The sequence below is a fragment of the Micromonospora sp. CNZ286 genome (genome assembly GCF_014207755.1).
Genome location: NZ_JACHIZ010000001.1, coordinates 6,809,569 through 6,832,465 on the forward strand (window position 1 = coordinate 6,809,569; position 22,897 = coordinate 6,832,465).

The following is a 22,897-nucleotide window of genomic DNA, read 5'->3' on the forward strand; positions in this document are numbered from 1 at the left end:
TTCCCCGCCCGTGAGCGCCCCGGTCAACCCCGGGGCAGCCGCACCTCTGCGACCGTACCGCCACCGGCTCTGGGCCGGAGGGATACCCATCCATTCTGCTGTTCAACGATCTGGCGGACGAGATAGAGACCGAGCCCGGCGCCGGGATACCGGCGGCGGTCGCCGGACTCCCCCTGCCAGAACCGGTCGAAGGCCCGCTCCACGTGTTCCGGCCGGATGCCGATGCCCCGGTCGGCCACCCGGAACGAGACGGTCCGCTCGTTCGCCTCGGCGGTGATCTCGATCGGCGTGTCCGGCAGCGAGTACTTCCCGGCGTTGGTGCCCAGTTCGGTGAGCACAGTGGCGAGGCTGTGCCGGTCGCCGAGCGCCTTGGGCAGGTCGGCGGGCAGGTCGAGCACGACCCGGTGCCGGACGTCCGCCGGCAGGTCCACCACCGCCGCGCGCAACGCGTCGACCAGGTCGAACGGCGCGGCCGGTTCGCCACCGGGACGGTTCTCCGTGGCGGCGGTCAGCAGCCGGTCGACCAGGCGGGCCAGTTCGTTGGCGCGCTGGCCGATGATCCGGGCGGCCTGCCTGCGGTCGCCGTCGCTCAGCGAGTCCCAGTGGTCGGTGAGGGTGTCCGCGTACCCCTTGATGACGGTGACCGGCGTCCGCAGCTCGTGGCTGGTCACCGCGACGAACAGGTCCCGGTCGTGGTCGCGCCGCTGCTGGTCGGTGGTGTCGCGGAAGCTGACCACGCGCAGCGCGTTCGGGCCGGGCAGTTCGCCGGAGGTGATCCGCAGCCAGCGGCCGTCCGGCAGCCGGTGGTCGAGCACCTGGCCGGGCGGCGGCAGCGGGAACGGCAGCGGCCGGCTCAACGCCTCGTCCGCCGGCCGGCCGGTCACCTCGACCGCGGCCGGGTTCCAGAGCCGGACACGTCCGTCCCGGTCCACCACCGCGAGGCCGTCGGCGAGCGCCGCCACGACCGGGCCGTCCCCGTGTACGGGCAGGCCGGTCTGGTCGCCGTACATGTGGGCGATGCAGGCGGCGATGTAGCCGATGACGGCACGTTGCGAGGGTTGCAGCGGCTCGCCCAGCGGGTAGAGCGCGTGCAGGCTGCCGACTGTCAGCCCGCCGACCTCGGCACGTGCCACGATCATCCGGCAGAGGCCCCGGCCGGCGACCTCGACGGCGAGCGCGCCCGGGATCGCGTCGACCCGGACCTCCCGCACCGGCGGGCCGGCGAGCAGGCAGACGGTGGCGGGGTCGGTGGCGGGCAGCGGGCGGCCGAGGACGAACTCGGCGCTGCCGGTCGCCGCGATCACCCGTCCCCCGGCCGGGGTGAACTCCACGAAGACCAGACCGGCGGCGCCGACCGCCGGTTCGACCTCGCGGAGCAGGCGGGTGAGCACGGCGAGACCTGACTCGCCCGAGTTGATCATGTTGATCACTGCGGTGTGGCCGGCGATGAAGGCGGGGTAGTCGGTTCGCTCCGGCATGTCCCGAGTGTGCCGCGCCGCCCGCGTCCGTGACACCCCCGGCCGGTCGACCGTCCCCGGTACCGATCGACGGGACTCACCGGCCCAACCGGGCCAGCGCGTGGGCCGGCCGGTCCGTGATCACCCCGTCCACGCCGGCTTCGAGCACGAGTTCCAGGTCCTCCGGCTCGTTGACGGTCCAGACGTACACCGAGTTGCCGGCGGCGCGCAGCGCGGGCACCAGCCGCGGGCGGGCCCGGACGAGGTCCACACCCGGGCCGGCGATCCGGCTGCCGAACGGCAGCCGGCCCAGCGGCAGCAGACGCGGCAGCATCTCCAGCAGCAGCACGGTGGGCATCGCCGGGGCGAGTTCCCGGACCCGGCGTACGGCGAGCGGCGAGAACGACATCACCGTCACCTGGACGGGATGGTCCGGGCGGGGCTCGGCCAGCCCGTACCGGCGCAGCATCTCGACCAGGCGGCGCTCGACCCCGCCCCGGTAGCGGGACGGATGCTTGGTCTCGATCAGCAGCCGGACCGGCCGCCCGGCGGCCAGCACCGCGTCGAGCAGCCGCTCCAGCGTGAGCAGCCGGGTGTGCGACTCGTCCAGCGGCGCGTCGTCCTCGGCGAGCGTCGCGGCCCGGTGCCAGGAGCCGAAGTCCAGCGCCTCCAGTTCGGCGAGCGTCCGCGCGCTGACCAGCCCGCGGCCGTTGCTGGTGCGGTCCAGCCGGCGGTCGTGCACGCAGACCAGATGCCCGTCACGGGTCAGCCGGACGTCGCACTCCAGCCCGTCCGCTCCCTCGTCGAGAGCGCGCAGGTAGGCGGCGAGCGTGTGTTCCGGCAGGTCGTACGAGGCGCCGCGATGGGCGAAGACCAGGGGGACGGTCATGGCCGCGTCACCGACTCAGGCGACCCGGCCCGGCTGTCCGTCGTCGGTGACCACCGGACGGCCGGCGGCGGCCCAGTCGCCCATCCCGCCGTCGACGTTGCGCACCTGGTCCCAGCCGTTGCGCATGAGGTAGCCGACCACCTGGGCGGACCGGCCGCCCGAGCGGCAGATCACCGCCACGTCGCGGTCCTGCGGGATCTCGGCGATCCGGGCGGGCAGCTCGGTCATCGGCAGGTGGTGGGCGGCCGGCGCGTGGCCGGCGGCCCACTCGTCGTCCTCGCGGACGTCGAGCAGGTAGACGTCGTCGGGCACGGCCGACGCGGGCACGCTGGGTAGTGAGGCTCCGAACACGGTCACCAAGCCTAGTCGCCCACGGCGCTCACAGCCGGTTGACCCAGCGCGGGTTGGCGCCGGCCCATTCCGGTACGCGCGTGTCGCGCAGCGCGGTGAACAGCCCGCCGCCGCCGTTGTCCAGCACCACGTACGAGACGCCGTCGATGGTCTGCGGGTAGGAGGGCACCTGGACCCCGCGCAGGGCGTCCGCGGGCAGGCCGCGCAGCGCGAACAACAGCTCGTCCAGGGGTACGCCGTTGGTGTCGACGGTCAGCGCCCCGCCGGCCGCGCGGAGCACCCGGTCCAGCTTGACCGGGTCGCTGCGCAGCCGCGTCTCGCCCGCCCGGTCGAGCACCGCCCGCAGCATCTGCTGCTGGTGCCGCTGCCGGTCGTAGTCGCCGCCGGGCAGGTCGTAGCGCTGCCGCACGTAGTCGAGCGTCCGCGCGCCGTCCATCTGCTGGCAGCCGGCGTCGAACTGGTGCCGGGTGTGGATCGAGCGCACCGGCGTGTCCACGCACATCCGGATGCCGCCGAGCTGGTCGATCACCTGCTTGAAGCCGGAGAAGTCGACGAGTGCCGCCCCGTCGAAGCGGATCCCGGTGAGCCGGCTCAGGGTGGCGCTGAGCAGCCGGGCACCGCCCTCACCGCCGCCGCCGTGCTCGTACGCGGCGTTGACCTTGTCCTGGCCGCCGGGGAAGCCCGGTGCCGCGGGGAGCGCCACCAGGAGGTCGCGCGGCACGGAGATCAGGTACGCCTGCCGCATCCCGGCCGGTACGTGCACGATCAGGATGCTGTCGGAGCGCTGGTCCTCCGGGTTCGCGCCGGGCCGGTGGTCGGAGCCGATCAGCAGGTAGTTGAGCGCGCCGTCCAGGTCTGTCCGCTTGTTGCGGGCGGCCGGGTCGAGCAGTTGCTCCTTGGCCACGGTGCGGTCGTAGCGCGAGGTGAGCCAGTGCAGCCCGGCGACGCCGAGCGTGGCGAGCAGGACCAGGACGAGTCCGGTGCCGAGCAGGAACCGGGCCCAGCGGGCGGGTCCACCCCGCCCGCGTCGGTTCCGTGCTGGCCTGGACGTGACGATCCCCCCGTAGCCGCGACATGAGACCCGCTCACGTCAGGCTACGGGGGGATCGGCCGACCGGTACCGCTTTCGCGCAGGTCAGCGGGTCATTTACGGGTGGAGAGGACGTCCGGGTTGTTCACCACGAAGTCGGCCAGCTTGTCGTTCTTGACCGCCTGGAACATGTCCATCGTCGCCTCGTTGAACGTCTCCCGGCCGTTGCCGTTGCCGGCGAAGGTGCCGCCGTTGGTCCGCAGGGTGACCAGGTCGTTCCCGTTGAGGTTCTTGAGCGTGAAGATGAAGTCGGCGATCGGCACGCCGCCGGTGTCCAGGACGAACGCCTTGCCGGCCGCCTTCATCAGCGAGTTCAGCTTGATCGGGTTGGTGAGCATGCCGCCCTCGGTGGCCTTCTTGGCCATCGCCTTGATCAGCTGCTGCTGGTTCTGCTGCCGGTCGTAGTCGCTGTTCGGCAGGCCGTAGCGCTGGCGGGAGTAGTCGAGCGCCTCCCAGCCCTCCATCTCCCGGCAGCCCTTCTTGTGCACCACTGCCTTGTACGGCTTGCCGGTCTTCTTCGCGTCGGCGTTCCACATCGGCTTGCCGTCGACGTACGACATGTGGTGCGACTTGACCTCGTGGCTGACACAGATCCGCACCGAGCCGAGCGCGTCGATCACGCTCTTGAAGCCGCCGAAGTTGATGATCGCGGCGCCGTCGAAGCCGATGCCGGTCATCGACTTGATCGTCTTGGCCATCAACTGGGCGCCGCCCTCCCAGCCGCCGCCGTTCTGGGCGCCGTGGAAGAAGGCCGCGTTGATCTTGTCGGTGCCGCCCTTGTAGCCGCTCTTCTCGAAGGCCGGGATACGCGCCTCGGTGTCCCGGGGAATCGAGATCAGGTACGCCTGGTCGTGGCTGGCCGGGATGTGCAGGATGATGATCGTGTCCGACCGGACGTCGTCGGCGGCCCAGCGGGCCCGTGCGTCCACGCCGAGCAGCAGCATGTCGATCGGGCCTTCGAGGCTGCTGCCGCCCTCGGCGTCGGACTTGCCGGCCTCACCGAGCAGGTTGCGCTGGGCGATGTTGTTGGTGGCCTGACCGATGACCGCCTTGCTGCCGACGATCGCGACGCCGCTGGTCACCATCAGCACCGCGCCCAGCACCAGCGTGAGCTTCGCCCAGAGCGGGTCCTTGCGCTTGGTGCGCTTCTTCTTGCCACCGCCGGGACCGCGACCGCCGGAACCGGGCTGTGTGGGGATGACCGGAGGGACCCGCCCGGATGATCCGGGTGCCGGTGACTGCGGGCGACGGCTGGTCTGGACCGACATGCGTGCTCCAGCTCGGTGATCGGGGGCGGGACCACTTTACGTATCTGTTCCCGTTCTCGCGACCTCGTAGGGTCGCAATTCCCGTCAATACCGGCCGACATCTTCGGGTTGTGGCCGAACGGGCAGGGGTAAGGAGCCGGTCGGCGGTTGGCCTCCGTGGTGGCGAGGTCCTAACGCGCGAGACCGGTCATGTCGTGCCGGCGTCAGCCGCCCGCGTTGTCGCCCGAACCCTTCTGGTTGGCCTGCATCCACTCGGCCATCCGGTCCGCGGCGATGGCCTTGTACATCGCCAGCGCCTTCTCCCGGTCGGAGACCACCACCGACTGGCCGTCGATGGTCTGGCCGCCCAGGTGCGGGCTGGTGACGAACGTCAGGTTCTCGCCCCGCAGGCTGCGGAACTGCACTGCCATGTCGGTCAACGAGAATCCCTGGTCGACCGTGACGGCGGCGGTGACCGCCTTGAGGAAGTCGTTCAGCTTCTTCGGGTTGGTGAGCGTCCCGGTGCTGGCCGCCTTGTCCATCAGCGCCTTCAGGAACTCCTGCTGGTGCCGCATCCGGGCGAAGTCGCCGTCCGGGAACTGCTTGCGCTGCCGGACCCAGTCCAGCGCCTCGGCGCCGTTCATGTGATTCACGCCCTTGGTGAACGTCCGGTACGGCTTGTGGATCGAGGTGATGGTCCGCTCCACCTTGAGGTCGACCCCGCCCAGGGCGTCGGTGACCTCCTTGAAACCGCCGAAGTCGATGGCCATCACGTGGTCGATCCGTACGTCGGTGAAGCACTCCACGGTCTTCACCGCGAGCGGCAGGCCGCCGAACGCGAACGCCGCGTTGATCTTGTTGCGCGAGCCGGAGTCGCAGGACGCGCCGGCGCTCTCCGGGATCGGCACGTACAGGTCACGCGGCACCGAGACCAGGTAGGCGCTCTTGTGGTCGGCGGGGATGTGCATGACGATCACGGTGTCCGCGCGCCACTTGCCGGAGCCGTCGACCGGGGCGTCCGGATCCCGCGAGTCACTGCCCACGAGCAGGATGTTGAACGCGCCCTCGACCTGCTTGGCCGGCCGCCCGCCGGTGATCCCGGCGAACGGATCGGTGCGCGCCAGGTCGTCGTCAAGGTTGCGGGCGTAGAACCAGGCGCCGAGGCCGCCGAGCAGCGCCAGCACCAGCACCGCGACACCCGCCACCAGACCGATGCGCCCCCAGCGCGGCCGGGGACCACGCCGGCCGGACCCACCCGGACCGCCGCCGCCCGGACCACCGGGACCGGTCGGCCCGGCCGGGCCGCCGGGACCGCCGGAGCGGGGCGCCTCGTCGTGTGCGGGGTACCACGTGGCTTCCGAGGGGCGGGCGCGCCCGGTGGCGCCGCGGCCGGAGCCGGGAACCGCGGCGCGGCCCGCGCCCCGGTTCAGGTGTCGGGGGAGCGGGGCGCCGGCAGACGAGGTCGCTGACATGTAACCGAGGGTAGGTCGGCCCGGCCACCGACGCCCTCGTACGCGCCCCGATGTCAGCCGCGTCCCCGGCGGGTTCAGTACCCGAGACGCCCGCGGAAGTACTCGATCGTGCGTCGGAGGCCGTCTTCGGGCGTGACGCTCGGCTCGTATCCGAGCAGTTCGCGGGCGAGGGTCAGGTCCGGGCGGCGCATCTCCGGGTCGTCGGAGGCACGAGTGATGTAGCTCACCTCGGACGTGCTTCCGGTGAGTGACACGATCGTCTCGGCCAGTTGCCGCATCGACATCTCGTGCTCGGTGCCGCAGTTGATCGGCCCGGTCTCGGTCGAGTCGAGCAGCAGCAGGATGCCGCGCACCAGGTCGTCGACGTAACAGATCGAACGGGTCTGGTTGCCGGTGCCGTGCACAGTGATCGGCTCGCCGCGCAGCGCCTGGGAGATGAACGTCGGGATGGCCCGGCCGTCGTCCGGGCGCATCCGCGGGCCGTACGTGTTGAAGATCCGCACGATCGCGGTGTCGGTGCCCCGGCTCCGGTGGTAGGCCATGGTGGCCGCCTCGGAGAAGCGCTTCGCCTCGTCGTAGACGCTCCGGATGCCGATCGGGTTGACGTTGCCCCAGTACGTCTCCCGCTGCGGGTGCTCCTTCGGGTCGCCGTACGCCTCGGAGGTGGAGGCCATCAGGAACCGCGCGCCGTCGTCGGTGGCCCGCTCCAGCAGCGCAAGCGTGGCCACCGAGCCGACCCGGAGGATCTCCACCGGCAGCTTCTCGAAGTCGGTGGGGCTGGCCGGAGACGCCATGTGCAGGATCGCGTCGAACCGCTCGGCCATCGCCGGGTGCTGCGGCAGGCCGTCGGAGATGTCCGCCTCGACGAGCGTGAAGGTCGGCTTGTCCAGCAGGTGGGCCACGTTGTCCTTGGACCCGGTGACGAAGTTGTCCAGCACCACCACGGTGCAGCCGCGCTCGACGAGCCGGTCGACCAGGTGGGACGGGACGAAACCGGCGCCGCCGGTGACGAGGATGCGGTGTCCGGTACCGAAGCGGGGAGCGACCTTCATGGCGGTCAGCCTATACACGCGAGGCGGGGCCCCCGCGTAAGGCAGGGGCCCCGCTCGACCGTGGTGATCAGTGCGCGCCGGCTCCGGTGAGCGAGCGCACCTCCAGCTCCGCGTACTTCTCCTCGTCGCTCTCCTTGGACAGGATCGTGCCGAGCCAGCCGCACAGGAAGCCGAACGGGATCGAGATGATGCCCGGGTTCGACAGCGGGAACCACTGCCAGTCGTGGTCGGGGAACATCGCCGTCGGCGCGCCGGAGACGACCGGCGAGAAGAAGACGAGCACCACGGCGGCGAGCAGGCCGCCGTAGATGGCCCAGACCGCGCCCGAGGTGTTGAACCGCTTCCAGAACAGGCTGTAGAGGATCGCCGGCAGGTTGCCCGACGCGGCGACCGCGAACGCCAGCGCGACCAGGAACGCCACGTTCAGGTTCTGCGCGTAGATCGACAGGACGATCGAGACCGCGCCGATCACCAGCGCGGAGATGCGGGCGACTGTCACCTCCTGCCGTTCCGACGCCTGCCCGTTCTTCACCACGTTGGCGTAGAAGTCGTGCGCCAGGCTGGACGACGACGCCAGTGTGAGCCCGGCGACCACCGCGAGGATCGTGGCGAACGCGACCGCTGCGATGATCGCCAGCAGTGTCGCGCCGCCCAGGTCCCCGCCGAGGAACTGCTCCCCCAGCTTCTCGGCGAGCTGTGGCGCCGCGGTGTTGCCCGCCTTGTCCTGTGCGGTGATCTCCGACCCGCCGACGATCGCCGCCGCGCCGAAGCCGAGCGCCAGGGTGAGCAGGTAGAACGTGCCGATGATGCCGATCGCCCAGAGCACGCTCTTCCGGGCCGCCCGCGCGGTCGGCACGGTGTAGAAGCGGATCAGGATGTGCGGCAGGCCGGCCGTGCCGAGGACCAGCGCGATGCCCAGCGAGAGCAGGTCCATCTTGCTGTAGAACGTCTTCAGCGCGTCGCCGGGTGTCTCCACGCCGTAGCGCAACCCGGGTTCGAGGAACGCCGCTCCCTTGCCCGAGGCGCTGGCCGCGTCGCCGAGCAGCGAGGACAGGTTGAACTTGTACTTGGCGAGCACCAGCAGCGTCATCGCCAGCGCGCCGCCCATCAGCAGGAACGCCTTGACGATCTGGACGTACGTGGTGCCCTTCATGCCGCCGACGGTCACGTAGATGATCATCAGGGCGCCGACCATGATGATGGTGGCGACCTTGGCGGTGTCGGCGTCCATGCCGAGGAACGTGGTGCCCGGCTTGATGCCGAGCAGCAGGGCGACGAGCGCGCCGGCGCCGACCATCTGGGCCAGCAGGTAGAAGATCGACACCGTGATGGTGGAGACCGCCGCCGCGGTCCGGACCGGCCGCTGCCGCATCCGGAACGCCAGGACGTCCGCCATCGTGTACCGGCCGGAGTTGCGCAGCAGCTCGGCCACGAGCAGCAGCGCCACCAGCCAGGCGACCAGGAAGCCGATCGAATAGAGGAAGCCGTCGTAGCCGTAGAGCGCGATGATGCCGGCGATGCCCAGGAAGGACGCCGCCGACATGTAGTCGCCGCCGATCGCCATGCCGTTCTGGAAGCCGGAGAACGACCGGCCGCCGGCGTAGAAGTCGGTGGCGGTCTTGGTCTGCCGGCTGGCCCAGACGGTGATCGCCAGCGTGATCGCCACGAAGACCAGGAACAGCGTGATGGTGAGGTTCCGGGCGGTGGTGCTGCCCGCCTCAGCCGCGAGGACCGTGTTCATGGGTCACCTCCCCCATCTCGTCGCGGATCCGGTCGGCGACCGGGTCGATCCGGCGGCTGGCGAACCGCGAGTAGAACCAGGCGATGAGGAACGTGGAGACGAACTGGAGCAGGCCGAAGACCAGGGCGACGTTGATGTTGCCGATCAGCTTCGTGCCCATGAATCCCCGCGCGTACGCGGAGAGGATGACGTAGAGCGCGTACCACAGGAAGAACGCGACGGTCATCGGGAAGACGAAGCCGCGCAGCGTGCGCCGCAACCCGGCGAACTCGTCCGACCGCTGGACGGCGAGGTACCGTTCCGCCGCCGACTCGGCGGGTGCGGACGCGGGTGTGTCCGTGGACATCTGTGGATCACCACCTTCGCAAGGCGTGGGGGAGTTTCGCGCACGGTAGAGAGCGCGCTCCCGGCCCGGGAAGGCTCCGCCGCCGGGCGGCGAACGGCTGCGCCGAACGGCACCCCCACTGCGCCCAGTGACCCACGTCACTCCGCTAACCGGTCACCCCCCACCCGGTCGATCATGAGGTTGACGGCGACAAATCGGACGCGGAACGCGGCCAACCTCATGATCGACGGAGGAGAGGGGTCAGCCGGGGAGGTCGTGGTAGCGGCCCCGGTAGTGCAGCAACGGGGGTGTGTCCCGGGGCAGGTCCACCGACTCGATCGTGGCCTCGACCAGCAGGCCCCAGCCGTACTCGCGGGCGGTGTCCAGGCGGCAGCCCGCCCACCCGCCGGCGTCGGCGGGCACCGGCCCGTACGGCGTCTCGGTCCAGGCGTCCAGCGCGAACAGGCCGCCGGGCGACGGGAACAGCCCGGCGAAGCGGTCGGCGAGCTGTCGGTGCTGCGGACCCAGCGGGGCCACCGCGAACCGTCCCGCCTCCTCGATCGCCGCCCACAGGTCCGACTCCGCGTCGACCAGGCCGAGCAGCCGGTCCGGTTCGCCCTCGGCCACCAGCGTGGATGAGACGGTCAGTCCGGCCGGACCGGGCGCGGTCCAGAGCGTCACCGGGGCGGCCAGCCGCCCGCGCAGCCGGCGTACCGGCGAGCGTTGCGCGGCCGGCGCCGCGAACGGATCGGTGGAGTGGATCTGCGCGCCCGGCTCTGGATTCACGTGAAACATTGTGCCGCCCGCCACCGGGCGAGGCTCGACGGAACGCCCTACCCTGCCGGGCATGGCTCTCGTCCCACCGCAGAAGCTCGCCCAGGACCGGATGGTCAGCGCCGACGCCGTTCTCGGTGGTCAGGTCGATCTCCGTGCCTACCCGTACCGGCACCTGATGGTCATCGCCCGGCACAAGTGGGGCAGCAGCGGGTTCCCGCCGCTCATGGCGGCGGTCGAGCACCTGTCGAACTACGGCTGGGACCTGGTGAACGTGCTCAGCGTCGGCGACGGCCACCACGTCTACGCGGCGATGCGCCGCACCGCCTGACGGCAGCCCGAGACGCGCGGATCAGTCGTCGCCGAGCAACCGGCGGGCGGCGGCCAGCACCTCCGGGTCGGCGCAGCCAGCCGCGTACCCGGCGATCCGGCGCCGGATGTCGCGCCCGAGCAACCACTCCCCGATCCGCTCGGCGACTGGGCGCAGGAACGCGGGCCGGCAGCGGAAGTTGTACCGCCACGTCGCGATCGTGGTGCCGGGATCCGGGCCGGGCGCGAAGCGCCAGCCGCCGCCGAACCGCTCGAAGAACCACGGTCCGCGCACCATCTTCATGCCGACGTTCGTCGGCGGTGACCAGGACACGTACTCGCTGACCATCACCAGGCCGTGCCGGGAGCGGGTGTACGTGCGCACGCCCCGGCCGGGCCGCGTCGCGCCGTCGACGAAGTGCTGCTCGCGGACGAACGGATCCCAGCGGTACCGCACCGGGGCGGTGGTCTGGGAGACGGCGAACGCCAGCTCCGGAGGGACCGGGACGGTGACGACCGCTTCGACGACAGGCATCAGCGCCTCGGGGTGACATTCGCCAGCAGCTCCGGCTGCCGGTGATCGAGTGTGTCCCCGGCCATGTACGCGCCGAGCAGTGCCGCGCCCCCGCCGTACGCCAGCCCGACCGGCAGTGCCAGCCAGAGCCACACGTCGCCGAGCAGCGCGGCGGCCACCACGAACGGCACCGCCACCACCGCGGAGCCGACCATGGAGACCAGGGTGAGCAGGCCCTTGGTGAATCCCGCGCCGCTGTTCAGGGCGAACGGGTTGCTCGACTCGGGCAGCGAGTACGCGCCGAGCACTGAGACGAACGCGTTGATCGCGAGACCGCAGCCGTACGCGGCGAACAACGCGCCACCCATCACGCCGAGCCATTCGGGCCGGCCGAGGACGACGGCCAGCGCCACCGCGATCACGAGGAGCATCGGCACCACGTAGATCGAGAACGCGGCCATCCGGGCCCGCAGCTCCACCCGCCCCGGCACACCGGCGACCACGTTCGCCGCGTACGAGCTGCCGTCGAAGCCGAACTGGTTGGCGAGCGTCAACGACGCGAGCGCCCCCACGAAGACCATGGTGAGGCTGACCATCGCCGGTGAGGAATCGGCTGTCGCCTGGTCGAACGCGGCGCCGCCCTCGGACAGGAACGCGGGGCCGCCCAGGTTGACCATCAGCGGCACGAACACGCCGACCACGGCGACGGTGATCAGGTTGGCGCGGCGGCGGGCGTCCCGCCACCAGTAGCGGCACTCCCGGGCGACGATCGCGCCGAACCGGTCCCGCCGGGCCCAGCCCACCGCGCGGGGGAAGAGCTGCGCGACCGCGCCGCCGGCCACAGCGCGCGGCGTCCGCGCGGGGCCGCTGCTCGCGGTGCCCACCATCGCCGACTCCAGCGACCGCGACCACCAGAACAGGAGTACGCCGAGCGTCGCGACTGCGATCAGCAGCTTCACCACCGCCGCACCGGTCCGCCCCTGGGCCACGTCCACGCCGGCGGTCCACGGTGCGCCGAACGGCGTCCAGCCGACCACCCGGGCCACACCGTCCAGCCGGTCCCAGTCGGTCTGCCGTACCGCCGCGAGCACCAGCAACTGCAACGGCCCGAGCAGCGCGGCCAGCACCGCGAGCAGCACGGCGGCCAGGTCGCGTACCCGGCGGGAGCGCAGCATCGTCGCGAACGCACTGGTCAGCGCGCGGGCACCGGCCAGGCAGACGAGCAGCCCGACGACCACGCCGAGCGCGCCGACCAGGGCGGCCGCCCATCCACCGAGCGCGCCGGCGGTGACCACCAGCCCGGCCGCCGTGATCGCCGTCGCCAGGGCCGGCACGCTGACCAGGGCGGCGGCGAGCAGACCGGTGACCAGGGTGCGGCGGGACAGCGGCAGCAGCGCGAACCGGGCCGGGTCGAGCGTCTCGTCCACGCCGAAGAAGACGAGCGGCAGGAGCAGCCAGCCGAGCGTCAGAACGCCACCGCCGAACGCGGCGATCATCAGCGCGTACCGGGACTCGCCGGCCAGCCCCGGCGCGGCGAGCAGGAAGAACCCGACGGCGGCGAACCAGAGCCCGAACAGCAGGCCGAGGACGAACAGCGCGACCCGCCAGGTCTGACCCCGGAAGTTGTTGCCGAGCACCCGCAGCTTGAGCCGGACGAAGTGCCAGGGCGACACGCGCCGGGCCGGACGCTCGGGGACGGTCACCGGGACAGCCACGACAGCTCCTCGCCGGTCGCGGTCCGGCCGCCGACCACCTCCACGAAGACGTCCTCCAGCGACCGGTCGCCGCGCACCTCGGCCAGCGTGCCCACCCGCTTGATCCGGCCCTCGGCCAGGATCGCCACGTGGGAGCAGAGCCGCTCGACCACCTCCATCACGTGGCTGGAGAAGATCACCGTTCCGCCGCCGCCGACGTACCGGTGCAGGATGTCGCGGATCAGCGCCGCCGAGACCGGGTCGACGGCCTCGAACGGCTCGTCCAGCACCAGCAGGCGCGGACCGTGCAGCAGCGCGCAGGCCAGCCCGATCTTCTTCTTCATGCCCGCCGAGTAGTCGACCACCAGCGTGCGGCCGGCGTCGGAGAGCGCCAGCACGTCGAGCAGCTCCGCCGCCCGCTGGTCGACCACCGCCGGGTCCATGCCGCGCAGCAGACCGTGGTACGCCAGCAGCTCCGCCCCGCTCAGCCGGTCGAAGAGGCGTACGCCGTCGGGCATCACACCGAGCAGGCTCTTGGCTCGGACCGGGTCGGCCCAGACGTCGTACCCGAGCACCCTCGCCTCACCGGCGTCGGGCCGCAGCAGGCCGACGGCCATGGAGAGGGTGGTGGTCTTGCCCGCTCCGTTCGGGCCGAGCAGGCCGTAGAACGAGCCGGTCGGCACGGCGAGGTCGACGCCCGCCACCGCGACCTTGGTGTCGAAGCGCTTGGCCAGACCACGAAGGGAGAGCGCGGGGTGCTGATCGGTCATGGTCCGACCGTATCGGGCTCCGGCCAGCGGCTGCTCGGGCGGCAGGGTGATCTTCTGCTCCTACCTGGGGAGTAGCGCCTACAGGCGCAGCGACTCCGGGGTGTGCAGGCGGAGCATGGTGGCGCCGACGTCGCGGGGAAGCCGCCGCCGGCTCGCCGTCGACACCACCACCATGACGGTGAACGCCAGCGGCACCGTCCACGCGGCCGGCTGGGTGGTGAGCGTGGCCGGCCACCCGGTCAGCGGCGGGCCGAGCACGGTGAGCAGCACCGCCCCGACGGCCGCGCCGCCGCCGACCAGCACACCGGCGGCGGCGCCCAGGTCGGTCAGGCCGCGCCACCAGATGCCGAGCACCAGCAGCGGGCAGAAGCTCGACGCGGCCACCGCGAACGCCAGCCCCACCACCTGTGACACGTCCAGCCCGGAGACGTTCAGCGAGAGCACCGCCGGCACCCCGCCGGCGATCACCGTGGCGAGCCGGAAGCCGCGTACCGAGCCGCGCCCCAGCACGTCCGTGGAGATCACCCCGGCCACGCTGGTGAGCAGGCCGGACGAGGTGGACAGGAACGCCGCGAACGCGCCGGCCGCGACGAGCGCGGCGAGCAGCCGGCCGGTGGTGCCGTCGCCGAGCGCGGCACCGGGCAGCAGCACCACCACCGCGTCGGTCTGGCCGCTCACCAGCAGTTGCGGGGTGTAGATGCGGCCCAGCACGCCGTACACGGTGGGCAGCAGGTAGAAGACGCCGACGAGCGCCAGCACCACGAGCGTGGTGCGGCGGGCGGCGGCGCCGTCGGGGTTGGTGTAGAAGCGGACCAGCACGTGCGGCAGGCCCATGGTGCCGAGGAACGTGGCCAGGATCAGCGAGTACGTGGCGAACAGCCCTCGGTCGTCCTCGCCGGCGGTGTCCGGCAGCAGCCATTCGGTGGCGCCGGTCGCCGCGCCGGACACCTCCGGCACCGGGTCACCGGCGGCGAACTCCAGGCGGTCGCCGGGGCGTACCTCCCGGATGTCGCCGTCGGGCAGGGTGAGCGTCGCGCGGTGCTCGACCACGACTGTGGTCGCGGTCCGGAACGTCGGTCCGTCGGGCGGGGTCACCGCCGGGCGGGCGTCGGCCTGCCACTGCAACGCCAGGAAGATGGCGGGTACGGCGAGCGCGGTGAGCTTGAGCCAGTACTGGAACGCCTGCACGAAGGTGATCGCCCGCATGCCGCCCAGCGCCACGTTCGCGGTCACCACCACGGCGACGAGCAGCGCGCCGAGCGGGTACGGCGAGCCGGTGAGCGTGGCCAGCGTCAGCCCGGCGCCCTGCAACTGCGGCACCAGGTACAGCCAGCCGATGAAGATCACGAAGACGGTGGCGAGCGTCCGCAGCCGGCGGGAACCGAGCCGTACCTCGCAGAAGTCGGGCAGCGTGAACGCGCCGGAGCGGCGCAGCGGCGCGGCCACGAACAGCAGCAGCGCCAGGTATCCGGCGGCGAAGCCGACCGGGTACCAGAGCACGTCCACGCCGTACTTGAGGATCAGCCCGGCGACGCCGAGGAAGCTCGCCGCCGACAGGTACTCCCCGCCGATCGCGGCGGCGTTCCAGGTCGGGCTGACCGACCGGGACGCGACCAGGAAGTCCGAGGTGGTGCGGGCCAGCCGCAGCCCGTAGAAGCCGATGCCGACGGTGACCAGGGTGACGGCGACGATCGCCGGGACCACGTAGCCGTTGGACATCAGTGTTCCGGCCGTCGGATCAGGTCGACGAAGTCCTGCTCGTTGCGTTCGGCCAGGCGCACGTACGCCCAGCCGACGACGATCAGGAACGGGAAGGACACGACGCCGAGCAGCAGCCACGGCAGGTTGACCCCGAGCACCGTGACCCGGCCGACGGTGGGCGCGATGGCGAACAGCCAGGGCAGGCCGCCGAGCCCGACCAGCACCAGCAGGCTGAGCCGCAGCGCGAGGGAGAGCTGGGCGCGCATCAGCCCCTGTACGAGCGTCTCGCCGACAGGGGTCTGCTGGGTCAGCTCGGAACGGGTGCGGTCGGCCGGGTCGCCGGTCCGGGAGACCTCGGCCAGCACGATCCGGGTCCGCTTCGGCGCGGCGGCCGGCGCCGGCCCGCGGCCCGGCTCGCGGAGCGGTGTGGACGCGCGCGGGCCGGGAACCGGGGCGGCCTCGGCGGGCCGCCCCGTCAGATGCTGTTCCTCGGCTCCGGTCACCTCCGGCAGTCTCGCCCGCTCAGCGGGAATGTCAAGAGCAGGCGTCCGGGCCCTGTGCACAACCTGTGGATAACGCTTCACGGTTGTGGATAACCCGGTGGATGGCGTGGAGTCGTTGTGGACAGCGTCAGCTCAGCCCCACCCGTACCGGGTTCGCGGTCGCCGAGCCGAGCCAGGTGTGCGGGTTGCCGAACCAGCACCACCCGAGCTTCGGCGCGCCCTGGCTGATCCACAGCGCCGGCACCCGCCGGTCGCCGCAGCGCGACCCCACGAGCGAGAAGCACCTGTTGCTCGCCAGCGCCTGCGGGTGCAACGTGACGAACGCCAGCCCCTCGTCGATCGTGATCGGCAGCCGGTCCTTCGCGGTCATGTCCTCGAGCGCGGCCGACGGCGGCACGTTGCGGTACTCCTCGCCCCGGTCCACGTCGAAGAGCAGGTACGCGGGACCGGACGGCACCTCCAGCTCCTTGATCGGGTGGAAGGTGGGCAGGTCGTCGGCGGGGAAGTTCCGGTCGAGGACGCCGGTCTTGCGCTTGCCGGCGAGCGTGGTGAGCGCGATGCGTTCCGGCACCGGCACCAGCTCCCGCGTGGTCACCAGCAGGAACGGCACCCGGGCGTCGGTGGGAGCGGCCAGTCCGGCGACGCCGGTCACTGCTGCGTCGCGCAGCGGGGTGAGCAGCGCCCGGAACTCATCCTCGGTCTGCCCGGCCAGTGCCGGGTACCCGAGCTGCACGAGGCGGTCGAGCTGGCGGTCGAATTCGGTAGCGGCGTCGAAGCGGTCGTCGGACATGCGGTCCCCCACCCTGTCGTACGGTCTGCCGTACATTGTACGTCAGTGCTCCCGACGCCCCCGTCCCTCAGCGGCTCCAGTCCTGTTTCGCGGCGCGTACCAGCTTGTCCTTCAGCTCCCGGGTGTGCCGGCGGCTCACCGGCAGCGAGGATCCGTCGATCACCACCACGTAGCCGGAGTTGACCAGCCGCAGCTCGGCGATGAGCCGCAGCTGCACCAGATACGACCGGTGGATCCGGACGAACCCGGCATCGGCCCAACGCTCGGCCAGCGTCGCCAGCGACACCCGGACCAGGTGCGACCCCTCCGCCGTGTGCAGCCGCGCGTAGTCGCCCTGCGCCTCCACCCACCGCACCGCCGAGCGGGGCAGCATCCGCGTGGTGCCGGCCAGCTCGATCGGGATGGTCGGATCCTCCTCCGCCCGGGCCAGCGCGGCCGGATGCGACGGCACCACCCGGGAGCCGATCACCCGGCGCAGCGACTCGGCCAGCCGCTCGGCGCGTACCGGCTTGCGCACGTAGTCGGTGGCGCCCAGGTCGAACGCGTCCACCGCGCCGTCGTCGTACGCGGTGACGAACACGATCGCCGGCGGCCGGGCGAACCGGCGCAGCACCCGGGCCAGCTCCATGCCGTCCAGCCCCGGCATCCGGATGTCGAGGAACACCACGTCCACGTCGTCGTCGCGCAGCACGCGCAGCGCCTCGGTCGCGTCCCCGGCCGTGTGCAGCCGGGCCACCCGGGGGTCGGCGCGCAGGTGGTACGCCAGCTCGTCGAGCGCGGGCGGCTCGTCGTCCACCGCCAGCACCCGGAGGAAACCGGTGCCGGTGACGGTCACGACGACGCCCGGACGCCGGGGTGGAACTTCGGCACACGCATGCTGACCTTCGTACCCGAACCCAGGCCGGTCTCCACCACCAGGCCGAAGCCGTCCCCGAAGACCGACCGGAGCCGTTCGTCGACGTTCGAGAGGCCGACGTGCTGCCCCGGGTCGTCGGCCGGGTCGCCGGCCGCGCCCGACACCTCGGCGATGCCGGCGGTAAGCGTCGTCGGATCCATCCCCACCCCGTCGTCCTCCACCGTGATGTGACACTCCGCGCCCGCGTCCCGGGCCTCGATGCTCACCATGCCGGTGCCCGGCTTGCGGGACAACCCGTGCCGGACCGCGTTCTCCACGAGCGGCTGGAGGCAGAGGAACGGCAGCGTCACCGGCAGCACCTCCGGCGCGATCTGGAGGCGCACCTGGAGCCGCTCGCCGAAACGCGCCCGCTCGATGGTCAGGTAGCGGTCGATCGAACGCAGCTCCTCGGCCAGCGTGGTGAACTCGCCGTGCGCCCGGAACGAGTAGCGGGTGAACTCGGCGAACTCCAGGATCAGCTCCCGCGCCCGCTCCGGGTCGGTGCGCACGAACGAGCCGATCGCGGTGAGCGCGTTGTAGATGAAGTGCGGGCTGATCTGAGCGCGCAGCGCGCGTACCTCGGCCCGCGCCAGCCGCTCCCGCGACGACTCCAGCTCGGCCAGCGCGAGCTGGTCACCCGCCCAGTGCGCGGTCTCCAGCGTCGCCTGCACCAGACCCGGGGCCGGGCGCTCGTCGGCCACCGCCACCAGCGCCCCGACCACCCGCCCGTCCGCGCGCAGCGGCGCCACCACCGCGCCGCGTACCGGGCAGTCGACCAGGTCGCAACGCAGCTCCGACTCGCCCAGCACTGTGGAGCGCCCGCTGTCGGCTGCCCGCCGGGCCGCCGCGACCAGCTGGTCGCCGTGGTGCGCGCCCTGCCCGTCGACCGCGAGCAACGCGTCGCGGTCCGTCAGCGCCAGCCCGGCCGCGCCCACGAGTGCCCGCAGATGGCGTACGGCCTTCGCCGCGTCCGCCGCGGTCAGGCCGGCGCGCAGCGGCTCGGCGGCGAGCCCCGCGGTGTGCAGCACCTCGTACGTGGCCCGCTGCGTGGCGGTGGCGATGCCCCGCCGGCCGCGCAGCCGCAGCACCGCCCAGAGCGCCGCGGCCAACGCGGTGACCAGCGAGACGACGGCGAAGACGGCGGAGAGGTTGCCACCCACGCAGCGATCCTGCCGGGTGCCGGCCCGGTAGCGCTAGTACGCGCCCTTGCGGGCCAGCACCACGCCCACGGTCCGCCACAGGATGCTCAGGTCGTACGCCAGCGACCAGTTGTCGACGTAGTAGAGGTCGAGCCGGACCGCCTCGTCCCAGGACAGGTCGGAGCGGCCGGAGACCTGCCACAGACCGGTCATGCCCGGCCGGACCAGCAGCCGACGCCGGACGTCGCCGAGGAAGTCGCCGTCGTCGGCGGGCAGCGGGCGCGGGCCGACGAGCGACATCTCGCCCCAGAGCACGTTGATCAGCTGGGGCAGCTCGTCCAGCGACGTGGCACGCAGGAAGCGGCCCACCGGGAAGACCCGGGGGTCCTGCTTCATCTTGAACAGCATGCCGTCGGTCTCGTTCTGGTCGACCAGGCCGGCCAGCCGCTCCTCGGCGTCGACGTACATGGTCCGGAACTTCCAGACCCGGAACGTCCGCCCCTCGTGCCCCACCCGGGGCTGACGGAAGAAGACCGGCCCGGGGTCGGAGATCCGGATGGCGACGGCGATGGCGAGGAAGAGCGGGGCCAGCAGCAGCAGGCCCAGCCCGGCGGCGACCCGGTCCATCAGGTTCTTGACCAGCAGCGCCGGCCCGGACAGGGTCGGCTCCTCGACGTGCAGCAGCGGCAGGCCCTCGATCGGGCGGATGTGCACCCGGGGACCGGCGATGTCGGTGAGCTGGGGCGCGACCACCAGATCGACGCCGGAGCCCTCCAACTGCCAGGCCAGCCGGCGCAGCTCGCCCGGCTCGGCGCTGGCCGAGCCGCAGACCGCGATCGTGTCGCCGCCGACCTCACGCACCAGGGCCAGTACGTCCCGGCCCGCGTACACCGGCACCGGGGTCTCCAGGCCGCGCGCGGCGGCGTACCCGTCGGTGAGGTGGATGGCCACCGGCACCAGGCCGACGGACGGGTTCCGGGTGACTGTGGTGTAGACCTCCAGGCACTCCGGAAGCGTGCCGACGAGCACCATCCGGTGCCCGGCGTGGCCGGCGCGGCGGCGCAGCGCGTGCAGGCAGGCCCGGGCGATCATGCGGCCGAGCAGGATCAGCAGCAGGGCGCCGAGCAGCGCGAAGCCAACCGTCCAGCGGGACAGGGTGGTCTTCGTGGCGAAGGCGAGGAACGAGACCGTCGCGGCGACCGCGACGCCGCCGCGGATCACCCGCTTGAACTCGTCCGGGCCGAGGCCCAGGTAGCGCCGGTCGTAGGCCCGGTTGCCCCAGAGGATGAGCACCCAGCCGAGCGGCAGGAGCGCGAACGCCACGGTGTAGAACCACGCCTCGGGCGCGTTCCGGAAGCCGGAGGCGGCCTGCTCGAAGATCTGCACGGCCAGGAAGCTGGCCAGGGCGGCCGCGCCGAAGTCGAGCAGCAGCAGGAATGCGATGTAGGGCCGGTGCCACCGGGACACCCGGCGCCGGGCTCGGGCCCACGCCGACCGGGGTACGCCGTTGTGCGACGGCGGAGTCGGCGGCTGGATCTCAAAGCTGTCGACGTGCCGCACGCTCTTGCTCCGGCCTCTGTCGGTTACCGGGCGCTGGAGGCTTGTCGTCACCTCAACCCATGTCCTCCCGCATGACCCGCGTCCTCACTCGGCGTGAGGGCCCGGGTCGCTCACCGTCCCAGTCTCCCACGCGGGCCCGGCCCGGACCGGCCCCCGCGAGGAAGCCGTTCCGCTGGTGCTCGGTGAGATCTGGCCGGCTCCGAATCAGTTGTGAAGCCGGGGACCGAGCCACTATACCGATGGATGACGGCTCGGGTAGAGGGGCGGACCGGGAGCATCGGCGATCCCGGGTCGATTCCACTCGGTAACCGGCGAATGCCATTACTCACCGTACGAGGCGGGACAACCTTCGGTCAGCCAGCGGCTTGCCACCGGTCTGACAGGTGGGGCAGTACTGAAGGCTCGAATCGGCGAACGAGACCTCCCGCACCGTGTCGCCGCAGACCGGACACGGCAGCCCCTTGCGGGCGTGCACCTTGAGGCCCGAACGCTTCTCGCCCTTCAGCTCCGCGGCCCGCTGCCCCATCGACCGGCGTACCGCGTCGCCGAGGACCGTCCGCGTCGCCGCGTGCAGACCGGCGAGCTGGTCGTCGGTGAGCCGGTCGGTGATCGCGAACGGCGAGAGCCGCGCCGCGTGCAGGATCTCGTCCGAGTACGCGTTCCCCACCCCGGCGAGCACCGACTGGTCGGTCAGCACGCCCTTCACCTGACCCCGGCGGCTGCGCAGCCGTTCGGCGAAGGTCGGCAGGTCCGCCTCCAGCGCGTCCGGCCCGAGCTTCGCCACGCCCGGCACCTGCGCCGGGTCGGTGACCAGGTAGGCGGCCAGCTTCTTCTGGGTGCCGGCCTCGGTCAGGTCGAAGCCGGAGCCGTCGTCGAGGCGTACCCGCACCGCGATCGGGCCCTTGCCGGGCCGCAGCGGGGTCGCCGCCGGGAACGCCTCCCGGTAGTGCAGCCAGCCCGCCCGGGCCAGGTGGACCACCAGGTGCAGACCCTCGTCGAACCGCACGTCCAGGAACTTGCCGTACCGGCCGGCGCCGGTGACCGCACGGCCGGCGACCGCGCTCGGCGGCGGATCGTACGTCTTCAGGGCGCTGATCGCGGCGACCTCGAACCGCTCGACGCGGCGGCCCACCGCACGCTCGCGCAGGTAACCGGCGAGCGCTTCCACCTCCGGAAGTTCGGGCACGGTACAACGGTAGCCTTCTTTCCCGTGAGCGCGAGGAATGAGCTGGCGAGTCCCATGCGCGAGCGCGAGGAGTGAGCTTGCGAGCCCCGCAGCCGCGAGCAGAGATCGGCACAGTCGCGAACGAAAGGCGAGCTCTGTGAGAATCGTGGTGGCGCACAACCGGTACCGGGAAGCCCAGCCCTCCGGCGAGAACACCATCGTCGACGCGGAGATCGCCCAGCTCACCGCCGCCGGCGTGGAGGTGCTGCCGTTCCTGCGCAGCTCGGACGAGATCCCGTCGATGTCCAAGCCGGCCAAGGCGCTGCTGCCGATCTCGCCGATCTGGGCGCCGAAGGCCCAGCACGACCTCGACCGCCTGCTCACCGAGCACCGGCCGGACGTGTTGCACCTGCACAACCCGTACCCTCTGCTCTCGCCCTGGGTGGTGCGGACCGCGCACAAGCGCGGCGTGCCGGTGGTGCAGACGGTGCACAACTACCGGCAGGTCTGCTCCTCGGGCCTCTACTTCCGCGACGGCGTGATCTGCCAGGACTGCCGGGGGCGGACGCTGGGCGTACCGGCGATCGTGCACCGCTGCTACCGCAACTCCCGGGCGCAGAGCGCGCTGATGGCGACCACGCTCGCCGTGCACCGCCCCACCTGGAAGTCGGTGGACCGGTACATCGCGCTCACCACGGCGGTGGCTGATCATCTGCGCGACTACGGCATCCCGGACGAGCGGATCGTGGTCAAGCCGAACGCCGTGCCCGACCCGGGCACCCCGGCGCCGTCCGGGAACGGCTTCCTCTTCATGGGCCGGCTCAGCCCCGAGAAGGGCCTCGATCTGCTGCTCGCGGCGTGGCGGCGGCACCCGGTGGGTGCGCTCGGCCCGCTGCGCATCGCCGGTGACGGCGAGCTGCGTCCGCTGGCCGAGGCGGCCGCCGCCGAGCGGCCCGACGTGCTCTACCTGGGTCAGCTCGACCGTTCCGGGGTACGCGCGGCGCTGGCCGACAGTTCCGTGGTGCTGGCCACCTCCACCTGGCACGACGTGCTGCCCACGGTGATCATCGAGGCGCTGGCGGCCGGTCGGCCGGTGCTCGGCACCGCGCTCGGCGGCATCCCGTACCTGGTGGGCGCGGACGGCCCGCGTGAGCCCGCCGGCACCGGCCCGGCCGAGGTGGCCACAGCGGCCCCGGGCGACGGGCGGGTCGCGTTGCCGTCAGGGGTGCAGCGCGGCGAGGCCGGCTGGGTGGTGGCGCCCGAGGTGGACGTGCTCGCCGCCGCGCTGCCGCTGGCCGCCGCCGAGGCACGCATGCTCGCCGGTCCGGCCCGGTCCCGCTACGAGCGCACCTTCCACCCCGACGTGATCACGAAGCGCCTGATCGACATCTACGCCGGCCTGGCCGGAGGTCGTCCCGCGCGCTGACCGAGGTGTTAGGAGGGGCCCCTTTCAATGCAC

At 72.2% G+C, this 22,897-nt stretch carries 22 protein-coding genes; 2 read left to right on the forward strand and 20 right to left on the reverse strand.

The annotated features are described in order from the left end of the window. Nucleotides 1-23 precede the first annotated feature (23 nt). From FHX31_RS30705 to FHX31_RS30750, 10 genes are all read right to left on the reverse strand, one after another. Nucleotides 24-1,478 (reverse strand): sensor histidine kinase, encoded by a 1,455-nt coding sequence (locus FHX31_RS30705; RefSeq protein ID WP_030272676.1) that lies wholly within the window; start codon nt 1,476-1,478, stop codon nt 24-26. Between the two features lie 76 nt (nt 1,479-1,554). Then, on the reverse strand, nt 1,555-2,346 hold the full coding sequence (locus FHX31_RS30710; protein ID WP_184977625.1) for a glycerophosphodiester phosphodiesterase: 792 nt from the start codon (nt 2,344-2,346) through the stop codon (nt 1,555-1,557). A 15-nt stretch (nt 2,347-2,361) separates the two neighbouring features. Then, nucleotides 2,362-2,697, reverse strand: coding sequence for a rhodanese-like domain-containing protein (locus tag FHX31_RS30715; RefSeq protein ID WP_013289303.1), 336 nt, complete (start codon nt 2,695-2,697; stop codon nt 2,362-2,364). 28 nt (nt 2,698-2,725) lie between these two features. Beyond that, nucleotides 2,726-3,601 (reverse strand): LCP family protein, encoded by an 876-nt coding sequence (locus tag FHX31_RS30720; protein WP_456152722.1) that lies wholly within the window; start codon nt 3,599-3,601, stop codon nt 2,726-2,728. Nucleotides 3,602-3,840: 239 nt separating this feature from the next. Further along, nucleotides 3,841-5,055, reverse strand: a complete 1,215-nt coding sequence (locus FHX31_RS30725; RefSeq protein ID WP_013289301.1) for an LCP family protein — start codon at nt 5,053-5,055, stop codon at nt 3,841-3,843. A gap of 203 nt (nt 5,056-5,258) precedes the next feature. Beyond that, the gene (locus FHX31_RS30730) at nt 5,259-6,506 is read right to left on the reverse strand and encodes an LCP family protein (RefSeq protein WP_013289300.1); all 1,248 of its coding nucleotides are present in this window, start codon (nt 6,504-6,506) and stop codon (nt 5,259-5,261) included. Nucleotides 6,507-6,580: 74 nt separating this feature from the next. After that, the gene (locus FHX31_RS30735) at nt 6,581-7,558 is read right to left on the reverse strand and encodes an NAD-dependent epimerase/dehydratase family protein (RefSeq protein ID WP_013289299.1); all 978 of its coding nucleotides are present in this window, start codon (nt 7,556-7,558) and stop codon (nt 6,581-6,583) included. A 67-nt stretch (nt 7,559-7,625) separates the two neighbouring features. Further along, a complete protein-coding gene (locus tag FHX31_RS30740; RefSeq protein ID WP_013477486.1) occupies nt 7,626-9,299 on the reverse strand; it encodes a solute symporter family protein in 1,674 nt (557 codons plus the stop codon). Continuing rightward, nucleotides 9,277-9,645, reverse strand: coding sequence for a DUF485 domain-containing protein (locus tag FHX31_RS30745; protein ID WP_013289297.1), 369 nt, complete (start codon nt 9,643-9,645; stop codon nt 9,277-9,279). Before FHX31_RS30745 ends, FHX31_RS30740 begins: the two co-directional genes overlap by 23 nt. Nucleotides 9,646-9,885: 240 nt before the next feature. Further along, entirely contained in the window at nt 9,886-10,473 is a 588-nt protein-coding gene (locus tag FHX31_RS30750) for a flavin reductase family protein (protein WP_396782570.1), read from the reverse strand. Here FHX31_RS30750 and FHX31_RS30755 point away from each other — a divergent pair. After that, the gene (locus FHX31_RS30755) at nt 10,472-10,729 is read left to right on the forward strand and encodes a hypothetical protein (protein ID WP_013289295.1); all 258 of its coding nucleotides are present in this window, start codon (nt 10,472-10,474) and stop codon (nt 10,727-10,729) included. The two genes, FHX31_RS30750 and FHX31_RS30755, sit on opposite strands and share 2 nt — an antisense overlap. Nucleotides 10,730-10,750: 21 nt before the next feature. On the opposite strand, the gene FHX31_RS30760 is transcribed toward FHX31_RS30755, so the two are convergent. From FHX31_RS30760 to FHX31_RS30805, 10 genes are all read right to left on the reverse strand, one after another. Next, a complete protein-coding gene (locus FHX31_RS30760) occupies nt 10,751-11,242 on the reverse strand; it encodes an SRPBCC family protein (RefSeq protein ID WP_184977626.1) in 492 nt (163 codons plus the stop codon). After that, on the reverse strand, nt 11,242-12,936 hold the full coding sequence (locus FHX31_RS30765) for an ABC transporter permease (RefSeq protein ID WP_184977627.1): 1,695 nt from the start codon (nt 12,934-12,936) through the stop codon (nt 11,242-11,244). The genes FHX31_RS30760 and FHX31_RS30765 overlap by 1 nt, the downstream gene beginning before the upstream one ends. After that, complete coding sequence (locus FHX31_RS30770; protein ID WP_013289292.1) at nt 12,921-13,685, reverse strand: ABC transporter ATP-binding protein; 765 nt, start codon at nt 13,683-13,685, stop codon at nt 12,921-12,923. Before FHX31_RS30770 ends, FHX31_RS30765 begins: the two co-directional genes overlap by 16 nt. 78 nt (nt 13,686-13,763) lie before the next feature. After that, a complete protein-coding gene (locus FHX31_RS30775) occupies nt 13,764-15,404 on the reverse strand; it encodes a sodium/solute symporter (RefSeq protein ID WP_013477483.1) in 1,641 nt (546 codons plus the stop codon). After that, nucleotides 15,404-15,754, reverse strand: a complete 351-nt coding sequence (locus FHX31_RS30780) for a hypothetical protein (protein WP_174361831.1) — start codon at nt 15,752-15,754, stop codon at nt 15,404-15,406. The genes FHX31_RS30775 and FHX31_RS30780 overlap by 1 nt, the downstream gene beginning before the upstream one ends. A gap of 262 nt (nt 15,755-16,016) precedes the next feature. Further along, the gene (locus tag FHX31_RS30785; RefSeq protein ID WP_123110190.1) at nt 16,017-16,679 is read right to left on the reverse strand and encodes a DUF5701 family protein; all 663 of its coding nucleotides are present in this window, start codon (nt 16,677-16,679) and stop codon (nt 16,017-16,019) included. A gap of 67 nt (nt 16,680-16,746) precedes the next feature. Then, entirely contained in the window at nt 16,747-17,514 is a 768-nt protein-coding gene (locus FHX31_RS30790; protein WP_184977629.1) for a LytR/AlgR family response regulator transcription factor, read from the reverse strand. Then, complete coding sequence (locus FHX31_RS30795) at nt 17,511-18,734, reverse strand: histidine kinase (RefSeq protein ID WP_013289287.1); 1,224 nt, start codon at nt 18,732-18,734, stop codon at nt 17,511-17,513. Before FHX31_RS30795 ends, FHX31_RS30790 begins: the two co-directional genes overlap by 4 nt. A 33-nt stretch (nt 18,735-18,767) precedes the next feature. After that, on the reverse strand, nt 18,768-20,273 hold the full coding sequence (locus FHX31_RS30800; RefSeq protein ID WP_013289286.1) for a sugar transferase: 1,506 nt from the start codon (nt 20,271-20,273) through the stop codon (nt 18,768-18,770). 325 nt (nt 20,274-20,598) lie between these two features. Continuing rightward, nucleotides 20,599-21,459 carry an Fpg/Nei family DNA glycosylase gene (locus tag FHX31_RS30805; protein ID WP_013477480.1) on the reverse strand — a complete coding sequence of 287 codons (861 nt, stop codon included), beginning with the start codon at nt 21,457-21,459 and terminating at the stop codon, nt 20,599-20,601. 136 nt (nt 21,460-21,595) lie between these two features. On the opposite strand from FHX31_RS30805, the gene FHX31_RS30810 reads away from it, so the two are divergent. After that, nucleotides 21,596-22,864, forward strand: coding sequence for a glycosyltransferase family 4 protein (locus FHX31_RS30810; protein WP_123110189.1), 1,269 nt, complete (start codon nt 21,596-21,598; stop codon nt 22,862-22,864). Nucleotides 22,865-22,897: the final 33 nt, after the last annotated feature.

Excerpts from the sequence above, each read along its gene's own strand:
- FHX31_RS30705 (WP_030272676.1), bottom strand. The coding sequence starts at position 1,478 with ATGCCGGAGCGAACCGACTACCCCGCCTTCATCGCCGGCCACACCGCA.
- FHX31_RS30710 (WP_184977625.1), bottom strand. The coding sequence starts at position 2,346 with ATGACCGTCCCCCTGGTCTTCGCCCATCGCGGCGCCTCGTACGACCTG.
- FHX31_RS30725 (WP_013289301.1), bottom strand. The coding sequence starts at position 5,055 with ATGTCGGTCCAGACCAGCCGTCGCCCGCAGTCACCGGCACCCGGATCA.
- FHX31_RS30730 (WP_013289300.1), bottom strand. The coding sequence starts at position 6,506 with ATGTCAGCGACCTCGTCTGCCGGCGCCCCGCTCCCCCGACACCTGAAC.
- FHX31_RS30735 (WP_013289299.1), bottom strand. The coding sequence starts at position 7,558 with ATGAAGGTCGCTCCCCGCTTCGGTACCGGACACCGCATCCTCGTCACC.
- FHX31_RS30740 (WP_013477486.1), bottom strand. The coding sequence starts at position 9,299 with ATGAACACGGTCCTCGCGGCTGAGGCGGGCAGCACCACCGCCCGGAAC.
- FHX31_RS30745 (WP_013289297.1), bottom strand. The coding sequence starts at position 9,645 with ATGTCCACGGACACACCCGCGTCCGCACCCGCCGAGTCGGCGGCGGAA.
- FHX31_RS30755 (WP_013289295.1), top strand. The coding sequence starts at position 10,472 with ATGGCTCTCGTCCCACCGCAGAAGCTCGCCCAGGACCGGATGGTCAGC.
- FHX31_RS30750 (WP_396782570.1), bottom strand. The coding sequence starts at position 10,473 with ATGCCCGGCAGGGTAGGGCGTTCCGTCGAGCCTCGCCCGGTGGCGGGC.
- FHX31_RS30760 (WP_184977626.1), bottom strand. The coding sequence starts at position 11,242 with ATGCCTGTCGTCGAAGCGGTCGTCACCGTCCCGGTCCCTCCGGAGCTG.
- FHX31_RS30770 (WP_013289292.1), bottom strand. The coding sequence starts at position 13,685 with ATGACCGATCAGCACCCCGCGCTCTCCCTTCGTGGTCTGGCCAAGCGC.
- FHX31_RS30775 (WP_013477483.1), bottom strand. The coding sequence starts at position 15,404 with ATGTCCAACGGCTACGTGGTCCCGGCGATCGTCGCCGTCACCCTGGTC.
- FHX31_RS30785 (WP_123110190.1), bottom strand. The coding sequence starts at position 16,679 with ATGTCCGACGACCGCTTCGACGCCGCTACCGAATTCGACCGCCAGCTC.